The organism is Streptococcus infantis, assembly GCF_047465525.1.
Lineage (GTDB): Bacteria > Bacillota > Bacilli > Lactobacillales > Streptococcaceae > Streptococcus > Streptococcus infantis_R.
Genome location: NZ_JASGZS010000002.1, coordinates 52,359 through 64,623 on the forward strand (window position 1 = coordinate 52,359; position 12,265 = coordinate 64,623).

Consider the following 12,265-nt stretch of genomic DNA (forward strand, 5'->3'; position numbering starts at 1 on the left):
ACTGATTTCGGACTTCTTTTTGACATACGAAAACTCCCCCTATAGTTCTGAGTGAATTTATGTTTTTCACTGTCCACTATAAGGGGAGTATATTAATCAATTACCTGATTTCATTTTGTGGTTTCATTGAGTTTTAGTCGACTTTTCCACCTTCAACAACAAGGTCATCTGCTTTAGCAGCGTCACCGTAGGTTGGATGAAGTGTTTTTTCATAAGCTTTGTGGAAGAAGTTTTCCTTACCTAATTTTTCGATTTCTTGGTTGATGTAGTCAAGTAGTTCTTGGTTTCCTTTTTGGACTGCTGGCGCAATAGTATCTGGATCGCCTAGAGAAGAAATTCCTACCTCATATCCTTTATTTTCAAGCGCCCAAGCTAGAACTTCAGTGTTATCAGTAGAGAAGGCATCTCCACGTCCGTCAAGAAGAGCTTGATAGGCATCGCTGTATTGGTCGTATTTTTGAAGTTTTACTTCTGGGTGATTTTTCTCAAAGTAAGTTTCGGCAGTAGTTCCTTTTGTAACGATCAAAGTTTTACCTTCAAGTTCTTTTACATCCTTGATGACTTTATCTTTTGGTGACACAACACCGAGAGAAACTTTCATGTAAGGAAGGGCAAAGTCAACTTGTTTCTTACGTTCGTCAGTAACTGTGAAGTTGGCAAGGGTGATATCAACTTTGTTTGAAATCAAGTATTCAGCACGGTTGGCAGCATCAACAGAAACGTATTTAACTTTCACACCAAGATCTTGTGCTAATTGGTTACCAAGTTCGATATCGTAACCTTGGTAAGAACCGTCGTTGTCAACATAACCAAATGGTTTTTTATCTCCAAATACCGCGATTCGAAGTTCGCCACTTTTCTTAATTTCATCAATGGTGCGAGCTTTGGCAGTTGCCTTAGTAGATGAAGCATCAGAGCTTCCGCCTGAACTACAAGCTGTGACAAAGATAAGCGCAAATGCTAGAGCAAAAACAGTTAGAATTGGTTTAAGTAGTTTCATAATAATCTCCTTTATTGATTATAGATATGAGCCAAACTGGCTAAAGTCAAAGACGTTTAAAAATTCTTGTGCTCGTTTTGTTTGTGGATTTGTGAAGAATTCTTGAGCAGTTCCTTCTTCAGCAATTTTTCCTTGGTCTAGAAAGATGATGCGATCCGCAATGGCTTGGGCAAACTGCATTTCATGGGTTACCAGTATCATGGTACGCCCTTCCTGTGCCAAATCATTGATAAGTTCTAGGACCTCACGCACCATTTCTGGATCCAGTGAAGCAGTTACTTCATCAAAGAGGATAATTTCTGGATGCATGAGAAGTGCACGAACGATGGCTACCCGTTGCTTTTGTCCACCAGATAATTGACGAGCGAAGCTATGTTTTTTGTCTAGAAGTCCGACACGTTCCAGTAGTTGCAGAGCTTCTTCCGTTACTTCTTTCTTGTCTCTCCCTTGAGCCTTGATAGGTCCTAGGATGAGGTTCTGAAGGACATCTAGGTGAGGAAAGAGTTCATAACTTTGAAAGACCATACCGATCTTTTGGCGAACCAGGTGAAAATCTTTTTTATTTTCAACGATGGACTGACCATCCAGCAGGATATCTCCTCCTTGAATACTTTCTAAACCATTGAGGCAGCGAAGTAGCGTACTTTTACCACAACCAGATGGTCCTAGGATGACGACCACTTCCCCCTTTTTAATATCTAAAGAAAGTCCTTGGAGGATAGGATTGTCTCCGAAGGATTTTTTTAGTTCCTTGATTTCTAAAATAGTTTCAGACATTTAGTTCCTCCAATGTTTTTCTAGATGAGTAGATAGTTTGGAAATAGGGAAGCAAACTGCGAAATACAAGACTAGGATGGTTCCGTAAATCCAAAAGGAAGCTGTTGGGATAGTCAAACGATTGCTATCGATGATTTGTTGCCCAACCTTGGTAACCTCAACAACTCCAATCAAAACAACCAAGGAAGTCGTTTTAATCATCCGAGTGACAAGGTTGATGGCTTGCGGTAGAAGCCTTCTCAAAACTTGAGGGATAATGATATGGTAGTAGAGTTGCACTTTAGTTAAACCAAGCGCTTGTCCGCTCTCAAACTGATGTTTTGGGAGAGAAGTAATAGCTCCACGAACCAAGTCCCCCATCTCAGCTGTTCCCCAGAGGGTGAAAACAATAATAGCTGAAGTCTCACCAGAGATATTGATATTAAAGTTTCGAGCTAAGCCAAAGTAAACGATAAAAAGGAGCACCAGTTGGGGCATGATACGGATAAATTCTAGATAAAAACGTGTCAAGAAACGAATCACTCTAGAATGAGAGGTCATGATAATTCCCATAACTGTTCCGAACATCATGGATAAGAGGACAGACAGGATAGAAATCCCAATTGTGACTCCCAATCCCTGTAAAATTCTCAGGAGATTATTTCCCTGAAAGAGTACTTGCATTCCCGAATCCTGCATGACGGAGCCTCCTTTCTATCCAACTAAAGACTAGTGAAATAGGTAGCAGCATGATAAGGTAAGCAACCACCAACATGGCTAGTGCGATATCTGTTTCATAGTAGAGTCCTATCAAATCCTTAGCAACATACATAAGGTCAGCAAGGGCGACTGCCGAAAAGACAGAAGTTTCCTTGATGAGGAAAATAACATTGGCACTAAAGGATGGTAGAGCAACCGCTGTCGCTTGTGGCAGAACCACGTAGCGAAAGACCTGGAATGGAGTAAGCCCAATGGCTAAACCAATTTCATGCTGGGTTTGACTGACTGCTTCTAGCCCGCTTCGGAAGGATTCCGCCATGTAGGAACCACCTAAAAAAATCAGTCCCAGTGTTGCACAGACTTCTGAAGAAAGAACAATCCCTATTCGAGGTAGGCCGAAGTAGAGAAAGAAAAGTTGTATCAAAAGGGGTGTATTTCGTGAAAGTTCGATATAGGCTGTTGCCAACTGTGAAAAAACAGGAAGGCGGTAATGCCGGATAACGCTGACAAGTAGCCCAACCAGAAAAGAACCTAAAATTCCCCAAACTGCAATATGCAAGGTCAGAAAGAATGCCTCTTGATAAAGTGGTAGATATTGTTCAACAATAGACCAATCCAAACTAAAACCTCCCATCTAGAAATGATAAAATCATTGTAGCATTAAAAGGGAGCTTTGGATAATATGTATTTTCTATCACAATGATAGACAAAATCTATTGGAAAGAGAAATTTTAAAATTTTTAGGAAATTTAGTTGACAAATGTAGATTTTAAGAGTATACTTATTTTTATAATTGACAAATGTAGATTTAGGAGGTGTGCTGATGCAGATTTCGGATGCAGAATGGCAGGTCATGAAGATTATCTGGATGCAGGGGGAGCAGACTAGTACCGATCTTATCAAAGTATTAGAGAAAAGGTTCAGTTGGTCCAAATCCACTATCCAGACACTCTTGGCACGTTTGGTGGAAAAAGAATGTTTGACTCGGGAAAAGCAGGGCAAGTCCTTTATTTATTCAGCTCTTTTGACGCAGGAAGATAGTAGGAAGTTACTTGTCCAGGATATCAAAGACAAGCTTTGTTCTCGCAGAATGAAGCAGTTACTTGCTGATTTGATTGAAGAATGTGACTTTACCCTAGCTGACTTGGAAGGCTTGGAAGAAGTGATTTCAAAGAAAAAAGCAAGTGCTGTGGCAGAAGTAAGATGTAATTGTATGTAAAGGAGACGCTATGTTAAATCTATTTGTATCTATTGTTGTTTTAGGAATGATTGCTTTTATCCTCTTTTGGTTTTTCAAAAAACCGCAAGAAGACGGAAAGAGAGCCCAACAAAAAAATGGCTATCAGGAGATTCGAGTGGAGGTCATGGGGGGATATACTCCAGGAACTATTATCCTCAAAAAATCGCAACCTGCTCGCATTATTTTTGATCGAAAAGATCCTTCACCTTGCTTGGACCAAATCGTTTTTCCAGACTTTGGAGTGCATGCAGATCTGCCTATGGGAGACCAATATGTGGTTGAAATCACTCCTCAAGAAGCAGGTGAGTATGGTTTCTCTTGTGGCATGAATATGATGCACGGTAAGATGATTGTAGAATAGGAGAATGATATGACTGAAATTGTAAAAGCAAGTCTTGAAAATGGTGTTCAAAAAATCCGTATCACGGCAGAAAAAGGCTATCATCCAGCCCATATTCAACTGCAAAAAGGGATTCCTGCTGAGATTACCTTTCATCGTGTGACACCTTCAAACTGTTATAAAGAGATTCTCTTCGAAGAAGAAGGGATCCTAGAACCAATCGCTCAAGATGAGGAAAAAGTCATTCGTTTTACTCCTCAAGACCTGGGTGAGCATGAATTTTCATGCGGCATGAAGATGCAAAAGGGAACCTATACCGTTGTTGAAAAAACTAAAAAATCTCTAAGCCTTTTACAGCGTTTTTGGATTACTAGTATCTTTACTGTGCCTCTTGTGATTCTCATGATTGGGATGTCTACAGGAGGAATTAGTCACCAAGTCATGCGTTGGGGCACCTTTTTAGCCACAACACCCATTATGCTGGTAGCTGGAGTTCCATATATCAGAAGCGCCTGGGCTAGTTTTAAAAAGCACAATTCCAACATGGATACCTTGGTTGCTCTGGGAACCCTAGTGGCCTATTTCTATAGCTTAGTTGCCCTCTTCACTGGTCTGCCCGTTTACTTTGAAAGTGCTGCATTTATCCTCTTCTTCATTCTTTTGGGAGCAGTTTTTGAGGAAAAAATGCGAAAAAATACTTCGCAGGCAGTCGAAAAATTATTAGACCTACAAGCAAAAACAGCAGAGGTTTTGCGTGATGATGTTTATGTTCAAATACCTCTAGAACAAGTCAAAGTTGGGGATCTCATTCGCGTTCGACCAGGTGAAAAAATTGCCGTTGATGGGACTGTGTTAGAAGGTGAAACGAGTATTGATGAATCAATGGTGACTGGGGAAAGTATTCCAGTCGATAAATCAGTTGGAGATGCTGTCATTGGTTCAACCATCAATAATAGTGGTACGATCATCTTTAGAGCTGAAAAAGTTGGTTCTGAGACTATGCTGGCTCAGATTGTGGACTTTGTGAAGAAAGCTCAAACGAGTCGTGCTCCTATTCAAGATTTGACCGACAAGATTTCAGGGATTTTTGTACCAGCAGTTGTCATTTTAGGACTTCTTACTTTTTGGATATGGTTTGTTTTACTTGGAGATAGCTTTGTGACTTCACTTCTCTACGGAGTTGCTGTTTTGATTATTGCCTGTCCTTGTGCACTAGGACTCGCGACACCGACAGCACTCATGGTTGGAACAGGACGAAGTGCCAAGATGGGGATTCTTCTCAAAAATGGTACAGTTTTACAGGAAATCCAAAAAGTCCAAACGGTTGTTTTTGATAAGACAGGAACCTTGACCGAAGGGAAGCCAGTAGTGACTGATGTTATTGGTGATGAAAGAGAAGTGCTAAGTTTGGCTGCTTCACTGGAAGATGTATCTCAACACCCGCTAGCTCAAGCTATTGTTAATCGTGCATCTGAACTAGGAATTAGCCTTTACCCAGTGGAAAACTTCCAGGCCTTGCATGGAAAAGGTGTGACTGGGATTATTAATAGTAAACAAGTCTTGCTTGGGAATGCCAAACTCTTAGATGATCTTGCTATTCCACATGATTATCAAGAACGATTTGATTTGCTTGAGAAAGAAGCGAAAACAGTTGTCTTCCTATCCGTAGATGGTGAACTAAAAGGCTTAATTGCCTTGCAGGATGTCCCTAAGGAAAATGCCAAAGAAGCTATTGCTAAATTGAAAAAACGTGGCCTTAGAACGGTCATGCTTACTGGAGATAATGCTGGAGTAGCCCATGCGATTGCAGAGCAAATTGGAATCGAAGAAGTGATCGCAAATGTCTTGCCAGAGGAAAAGGCTCATGAAATTCACAAGCTTCAAAAGAATGGCAAATTGGCCTTTGTTGGAGATGGTATCAATGATGCGCCGGCCCTCAGTGTAGCCGATGTCGGAATTGCCATGGGCTCTGGGACAGATATTGCCATTGAATCAGCTGATCTTGTCCTTACAACCAACAATTTACTAGGATTGGCACGTGCTTTTGATATGAGTAAGAAGACCTTTAATCGTATTCTACTCAATCTTTTCTGGGCTTCTATCTATAACCTCATTGGTATTCCGATTGCAGCAGGAGTGTTTTCTGGTTTTGGTTTGGTACTCAATCCAGAACTTGCAGGATTAGCCATGGCCTTTAGTTCAGTCTCTGTTCTAATCAGTTCTCTTATGCTTAATTTTACTAAAGTCGATTAATACTCTTCGAAAATCTCTTCAAACCACGTCAGCTTCACCTCGCCGTACTCAAGTACAGCCTGCGGCTAGCTTCCTAGTTTGCTCTTTGATTTTCATTGAGTATAAAAAGGCGGTCTTAACCGCTTTTTTGCTATTCTAAAACAGATTTTCAAAACGTTTTCAATCTGTACTGTAATAGAGAATGAAGTTTTCTGAGCACATTCTTATGAAACTATAAGTAAATGTGATAAATTAGGAGTGTAAATTTACTGAATCGTTTTCAAAAAACATATAAAAGCGCTTTTATTATTCATCAAATTAACTTTTAAGGAGAGTTATCATTATGACTCAAGGGAAAATTACTGCATCTGCAGCAATGCTTAACGTATTGAAAACATGGGGCGTAGATACAATCTACGGTATCCCATCAGGAACACTCAGCTCACTAATGGACGCTTTGGCTGAAGACAAAGATATCCGTTTCTTGCAAGTTCGCCACGAAGAAACAGGTGCTCTTGCAGCGGTTATGCAGGCTAAATTTGGCGGTTCTATCGGTGTTGCAGTTGGTTCAGGTGGTCCAGGTGCGACTCACTTGATCAACGGTGTTTACGATGCAGCTATGGATAACACTCCATTTCTCGCTATCCTTGGATCACGTCCAGTTAACGAATTAAACATGGATGCCTTCCAAGAATTAAACCAAAACCCAATGTACAACGGTATCGCTGTTTACAACAAACGTGTAGCTTACGCAGAGCAATTACCAAAAGTTATCGACGAAGCTTGCCGTGCTGCCGTTTCTAAAAAAGGTCCAGCCGTTGTTGAAATTCCAGTAAACTTTGGTTTCCAAGAAATCGACGAAAACTCATACTACGGTTCAGGTTCTTACGAGCGTTCATTTATCGCTCCTGCTTTGAACGAAGTTGAAATCGACAAAGCTGTTGAAATTTTGAACAACGCTGAACGTCCAGTTATCTACGCTGGTTACGGTGGTGTTAAAGCTGGTGAAGTAATCACTGAATTGTCACGTAAAATCAAAGCACCAATCATCACAACTGGTAAAAACTTCGAAGCTTTCGAATGGAACTACGAAGGTTTGACAGGTTCTGCTTACCGTGTTGGTTGGAAGCCAGCCAACGAAGTGGTCTTTGAAGCAGACACAGTTCTTTTCCTTGGATCAAACTTCCCATTTGCTGAAGTTTACGAAGCCTTCAAGAACACTGAAAAATTCATCCAAGTAGATATCGACCCTTACAAACTTGGTAAACGCCATGCCCTTGACGCTTCAATCCTTGGTGATGCAGGTCAAGCAGCTAAAGCAATCCTTGACAAAGTAAACCCAGTAGAATCTACTCCATGGTGGCGTGCAAACGTTAAGAATAACCAAAACTGGCGTGATTACATGAACAAACTCGAAGGTAAAACTGAAGGTGAATTGCAATTGTATCAAGTTTACAATGCAATCAACAAACATGCTGATCAAGACGCTATCTATTCAATCGACGTAGGTGACACTACTCAAACATCTACTCGTCACCTTCACATGACACCTAAGAACATGTGGCGTACATCTCCACTCTTCGCGACAATGGGTATTGCCCTTCCTGGTGGTATCGCTGCTAAGAAAGACAATCCAGATCGCCAAGTATGGAACATCATGGGTGACGGTGCATTCAACATGTGCTACCCAGACGTTATCACAAACGTTCAATACGACCTTCCAGTTATCAACGTTGTCTTCTCAAATGGTAAATATGCCTTCATCAAGGACAAATACGAAGACACAAACAAACACTTGTTTGGTTGTGACTTCCCTAATGCTGACTATGCGAAAATCGCTGAAGCTCAAGGAGCTATTGGATTTACAGTTGACCGTATCGAAGACATCGACGCAGTCGTTGCTGAAGCTGTTAAATTGAACAAAGAAGGTAAAACTGTTGTTATCGATGCTCACATCACTCCACATCGTCCACTTCCAGTAGAAGTACTTGAATTGGATCCAAAACTTCACTCAGAAGAAGCTATTAAAGCCTTCAAAGAAAAATACGAAGCTGAAGAGCTTGTACCATTCCGTCTCTTCTTGGAAGAAGAAGGGTTACAATCACGCGCAATCAAATAATTCTGCTCGTCGAAAATCAAAAGTAAATATTGTAGATTTTATGCTTTGATTTTCTTAGAGAGTAACTTAAAAGATCGGAGAAATCCGGTCTTTTTATGGAGGATAGTAAATGAATTTAAATCAATTAGATATTATCGTTTCAAATGTTCCCCAGATCTGTTCTGACTTGGAGCGTATCTTGGATAAGAAGGCAGACTATGTTGATGATGGTTTTGCTCAGTTCACGATTGGCAGTCACTGCCTCATGTTATCACAAAATCATTTGATACCTTTGGAAAATTTTCAGTCAGGAATCATTCTACACATTGAAGTTGAAGATTTGGAACAGAATCAAAAGCGTTTGAAAGAATTAGGGATTGAGATTTTACATGGGCCAGTTGTAACTGATTGGGGAACCGAATCCCTGCTAGTAAGTGGCCCTGCAGGTCTAGTGATTGATTTTTATCGTATGAAATAGGACGCTTAGTCATTTGAAGTTAACCATAATGATTCTTAAAAAAGAATGTGCGCTATGAACTATTGAAAGATCGGATTAATCCGGTCTTTTTCTTGTCTTTTCTGTTAAATTTGTTAAAATAGCTTCATAACAATGTTCTAAGGAGAAAAATATGCCAACAACTTTCTTTCTATTAATTGGCTTAATGATGTTAGGCTTTGCTGCCTTCACCTATTTTATGTTTTCCTATTTTATATTTAGTAATTATAGTAATGCCAAGAGATGTACCGAAAGAACGGAAGGAGTTATTATCCGATATTCCTATGCTCTTTATAATGGGATTAGTCTCCCGGTTGTTGAATACACTGTTGACGGGAACCTATACAAGGTCGTAGGGCCTAAATTTCTATCTGCTATTTCAAATACAATCAGTACTCCCTTAGGTTCAATCGTATCTGATGTAAAAACGGATAATTTTGAAAATGGTGAAATTCCACAAGTTTTAAGATACAAAGTTAAGGGGAATAGTTTTTTGTCTTTTACAAAATCTCCTCTTAAGGAACGCTTTCCAATTGGTGGAAAAGTTGCTGTTTATTATGATCCTAAAAAACCAAAACATTCCTATGTAGAAAGACCACTAAGACCTGGGCGATATGCATGGTTGGCAAAATGTTTTATCTATCTTAATGTTTTTATTATGGTTGCTCTAGCTTTCTTTATCATGTTCATTCTTCCAAATCTTCTGAAATAAAGCAGTTTTGTATACAAATTTCAACTACCCTATTTGGCTTCTATGTTCATCGTAGAAGCTTTTTTGTAAAGAAAATGCTTTTCTTAAAACATTTTTGGGGGCTATTTCAGAATTTTTTAAATGTTTGATAGTATAATAGAACTATCAAATCAAGTGAGGTAAAGTGATGACAGATAAATTGCAATTTCCAGAAGGGTTCCTATGGGGTGGTGCAACCGCAGCTAATCAGTGTGAGGGGGCTTATAATTTAGATGGCCGTGGGCTTGCAAACGTTGATGTGGTACCGATTGGCCCAGACCGTGAAGCCATTATCACAGGCCAGAAAAAGATGTTCTCTTTCGAGGAGGGCTATTTTTACCCAGCAAAAGAAGCCATTGACATGTACCATCATTACAAGGAAGATATTGCGCTTTTTGCAGAAATGGGCTTTAAAACTTATCGGCTTTCCATTGCTTGGACTCGGATTTTTCCTAAGGGAGATGAAGCAGAGCCAAATGAAGCTGGCCTAGCTTTTTATGAGGATTTGTTTAAGGAATGCCACAAGTATGGGATCGAACCGCTGGTGACCATCACGCATTTTGATTGTCCGATGCACTTAATTACGGAGTATGGTGGTTGGCGCAACCGTCGTATGTTGGACTTTTACGCAAATCTCTGTCGCACCCTTTTTACCCGTTACAAGGGCTTGGTTAAGTACTGGCTAACGTTCAACGAAATCAATATGATTTTGCATGCCCCCTTTTTAGGAGCAGGAATTTGTTTTGAAGAAGGAGAAAATCAAGAACAAATCAAATACCAAGCAGCTCACCATGAGTTGGTAGCCTCAGCCCTTGCGACTAAAATTGCCCACGAAATTGATCCAGAAAACAAGGTGGGATGCATGTTGGCGGCGGGGCAATACTATCCCAATACAGCTCATCCGAGAGACTACTGGGCAGCCATGGAGGAAGACCGTAAGAGTTACTTCTTCATTGATGTCCAAGCGCGTGGGGAATACCCGAATTACGCCAAGAAGCAGTGGGAACGTGAGGGAATTGAGATTGAAATGACAGCAGAGGATTTGGTCTTGTTGAAGAATCACACTGTTGACTTTGTTTCCTTCTCTTACTATGCGAGCCGAGTGGCCTCAGGGGATCCAGAAGTGACGAATTTGACAGCAGGAAATGTCTTTGCCTCCATCAAAAATCCTTATCTAGAATCCTCAGAATGGGGGTGGCAGATTGACCCATTGGGGCTTCGTATTACCCTCAATGCTATCTGGGATCGTTACCAAAAGCCTATGTTCATCGTAGAAAATGGGCTAGGCGCTATGGATACGCCAGATGAAAATGGCTATGTAGAAGATGACTATAGGATTGATTATCTAGAAGCCCACATCAAGGCTATGCGAGATGCTATTTTCCAAGACGGGGTTGACTTGCTTGGTTATACGACTTGGGGCTGTATTGATTTGGTGTCAGCTGGAACAGGCGAAATGAACAAACGCTATGGATTTATCTATGTGGATCGTGATAATGCTGGTCATGGAAGTCTCAAACGTAGCAGGAAGAAATCCTTCTACTGGTACAAGGATGTCATTGCTAGTAATGGTGCAAGCATTGAGTAGAACTCATTTGTTCACTATTTTTATAAAATCTTCTCCCTACTTTATAAGATAAGAAAAAGAGTTCAATTAGGACTCTTTTTTTGCTATAATGAGGGTGAAAAATTAGACAGGAGATGTAACATGTCAGAACCGTTATTTTTAAATTCCGTAATGCAAGAAAAAATCTGGGGTGGTACTAAACTTCGTGATGAGTTTGGCTACGACATTCCAAGCGAAAAGATTGGTGAGTATTGGGCAATATCAGCTCACCCAAATGGTGTTTCTAAGATAGCTAATGGCCGTTTTGAGGGAACAGACCTAGCTACTTTGTATGCAGAACACCGTGAGTTATTTGGCAACCGTCCAGAGCCAGTATTTCCACTCTTAACTAAAATCCTCGATGCCAATGACTGGCTCAGTGTTCAAGTCCACCCAGACGATGCTTATGGACTAGAGCATGAAGGCGAACTTGGAAAGACAGAGTGCTGGTATATTATCGCAGCAGATGAAGGTTCAGAGATTATTTATGGTCACAATGCCAAGTCAAAAGAAGAACTCCGTCAGCAAATCGAAGATAAAAACTGGGATGCCCTGTTAACAAAAGTTCCTGTAAAAGCTGGAGATTTCTTCTATGTACCAAGTGGAACTATGCACGCTATCGGTGCAGGTATCTTGATCCTTGAAACGCAACAGTCTAGTGATACAACCTACCGTGTCTATGACTTTGACCGTAAGGATGACAATGGCAACTTGCGCGAGCTTCACCTTGAAAAATCCATTGATGTTTTAAATATTGGTGGGCCTGCTAACAGCCGTCCTGTAACTGTTAAAGCAGATGATTTGCGTTCAACTCTCCTTGTATCCAATGAATTCTTCGCAGTTTACAAGTGGGAAATCACTGGAAAAGTTAACTTTGAAAAGACAGCTGACTATAGCTTGTTGAGTGTCTTAGCTGGTCAAGGGAAACTAACTGTGGACGGTAAGGAATATCCAATTCAAAAAGGTAGCCACTTTATCTTACCAAGTGATGTTGAAACTTGGACACTTGAAGGACAAGATTTGGAATTGATTGTTAGCCATCCATAA

12 protein-coding genes are annotated in these 12,265 nt (G+C 40.5%); 8 read left to right on the forward strand and 4 right to left on the reverse strand.

The window, feature by feature from the left end:
• Window positions 1-133 precede the first annotated feature (133 nt).
• The 4 genes from QM374_RS00995 to QM374_RS01010 are packed head-to-tail and all read right to left on the reverse strand — an operon-like array spanning window position 134 to window position 3,095.
• A complete protein-coding gene (locus tag QM374_RS00995; protein WP_074324648.1) occupies window positions 134-1,000 on the reverse strand; it encodes a cysteine ABC transporter substrate-binding protein in 867 nt (288 codons plus the stop codon).
• Between the two features lie 18 nt (window positions 1,001-1,018).
• A complete protein-coding gene (locus tag QM374_RS01000; RefSeq protein ID WP_004252334.1) occupies window positions 1,019-1,777 on the reverse strand; it encodes an amino acid ABC transporter ATP-binding protein in 759 nt (252 codons plus the stop codon).
• Window positions 1,778-2,455, reverse strand: coding sequence for an amino acid ABC transporter permease (locus tag QM374_RS01005; RefSeq protein WP_414310623.1), 678 nt, complete (start codon window positions 2,453-2,455; stop codon window positions 1,778-1,780). It abuts the gene before it with no gap.
• Window positions 2,415-3,095: an amino acid ABC transporter permease gene (locus QM374_RS01010; RefSeq protein WP_414310624.1), complete on the reverse strand. Its 681-nt coding sequence runs from the start codon at window positions 3,093-3,095 to the stop codon at window positions 2,415-2,417. Before QM374_RS01010 ends, QM374_RS01005 begins: the two co-directional genes overlap by 41 nt.
• Window positions 3,096-3,299: 204 nt before the next feature.
• Between QM374_RS01010 and QM374_RS01015 the strand changes: the two genes are divergently transcribed.
• From QM374_RS01015 to manA, 8 genes are all read left to right on the forward strand, one after another.
• Complete coding sequence (locus QM374_RS01015) at window positions 3,300-3,695, forward strand: CopY/TcrY family copper transport repressor (protein ID WP_414310625.1); 396 nt, start codon at window positions 3,300-3,302, stop codon at window positions 3,693-3,695.
• Between the two features lie 10 nt (window positions 3,696-3,705).
• Entirely contained in the window at window positions 3,706-4,077 is a 372-nt protein-coding gene (locus QM374_RS01020; RefSeq protein WP_414310626.1) for a cupredoxin domain-containing protein, read from the forward strand.
• Between the two features lie 9 nt (window positions 4,078-4,086).
• The gene (locus tag QM374_RS01025) at window positions 4,087-6,309 is read left to right on the forward strand and encodes a heavy metal translocating P-type ATPase (RefSeq protein WP_414310627.1); all 2,223 of its coding nucleotides are present in this window, start codon (window positions 4,087-4,089) and stop codon (window positions 6,307-6,309) included.
• Window positions 6,310-6,631: 322 nt separating this feature from the next.
• A complete protein-coding gene (gene spxB / locus QM374_RS01030; RefSeq protein WP_084975676.1) occupies window positions 6,632-8,407 on the forward strand; it encodes a pyruvate oxidase in 1,776 nt (591 codons plus the stop codon).
• 109 nt (window positions 8,408-8,516) lie between these two features.
• Window positions 8,517-8,864, forward strand: coding sequence for a VOC family protein (locus tag QM374_RS01035; RefSeq protein ID WP_045763233.1), 348 nt, complete (start codon window positions 8,517-8,519; stop codon window positions 8,862-8,864).
• A 151-nt stretch (window positions 8,865-9,015) separates the two neighbouring features.
• Window positions 9,016-9,594: a DUF3592 domain-containing protein gene (locus QM374_RS01040; protein ID WP_414310628.1), complete on the forward strand. Its 579-nt coding sequence runs from the start codon at window positions 9,016-9,018 to the stop codon at window positions 9,592-9,594.
• A 166-nt stretch (window positions 9,595-9,760) separates the two neighbouring features.
• On the forward strand, window positions 9,761-11,200 hold the full coding sequence (locus QM374_RS01045; protein ID WP_414310629.1) for a 6-phospho-beta-glucosidase: 1,440 nt from the start codon (window positions 9,761-9,763) through the stop codon (window positions 11,198-11,200).
• 120 nt (window positions 11,201-11,320) lie between these two features.
• The gene (gene manA / locus QM374_RS01050) at window positions 11,321-12,265 is read left to right on the forward strand and encodes a mannose-6-phosphate isomerase, class I (RefSeq protein WP_414310630.1); all 945 of its coding nucleotides are present in this window, start codon (window positions 11,321-11,323) and stop codon (window positions 12,263-12,265) included.

Excerpts from the sequence above, each read along its gene's own strand:
- QM374_RS01045 (WP_414310629.1), top strand. The coding sequence starts at position 9,761 with ATGACAGATAAATTGCAATTTCCAGAAGGGTTCCTATGGGGTGGTGCA.
- QM374_RS01020 (WP_414310626.1), top strand. The coding sequence starts at position 3,706 with ATGTTAAATCTATTTGTATCTATTGTTGTTTTAGGAATGATTGCTTTT.
- QM374_RS01000 (WP_004252334.1), bottom strand. The coding sequence starts at position 1,777 with ATGTCTGAAACTATTTTAGAAATCAAGGAACTAAAAAAATCCTTCGGA.
- QM374_RS01005 (WP_414310623.1), bottom strand. The coding sequence starts at position 2,455 with ATGCAGGATTCGGGAATGCAAGTACTCTTTCAGGGAAATAATCTCCTG.
- spxB (WP_084975676.1), top strand. The coding sequence starts at position 6,632 with ATGACTCAAGGGAAAATTACTGCATCTGCAGCAATGCTTAACGTATTG.
- QM374_RS01035 (WP_045763233.1), top strand. The coding sequence starts at position 8,517 with ATGAATTTAAATCAATTAGATATTATCGTTTCAAATGTTCCCCAGATC.
- QM374_RS01015 (WP_414310625.1), top strand. The coding sequence starts at position 3,300 with ATGCAGATTTCGGATGCAGAATGGCAGGTCATGAAGATTATCTGGATG.
- manA (WP_414310630.1), top strand. The coding sequence starts at position 11,321 with ATGTCAGAACCGTTATTTTTAAATTCCGTAATGCAAGAAAAAATCTGG.
- QM374_RS00995 (WP_074324648.1), bottom strand. The coding sequence starts at position 1,000 with ATGAAACTACTTAAACCAATTCTAACTGTTTTTGCTCTAGCATTTGCG.
- QM374_RS01040 (WP_414310628.1), top strand. The coding sequence starts at position 9,016 with ATGCCAACAACTTTCTTTCTATTAATTGGCTTAATGATGTTAGGCTTT.
- QM374_RS01025 (WP_414310627.1), top strand. The coding sequence starts at position 4,087 with ATGACTGAAATTGTAAAAGCAAGTCTTGAAAATGGTGTTCAAAAAATC.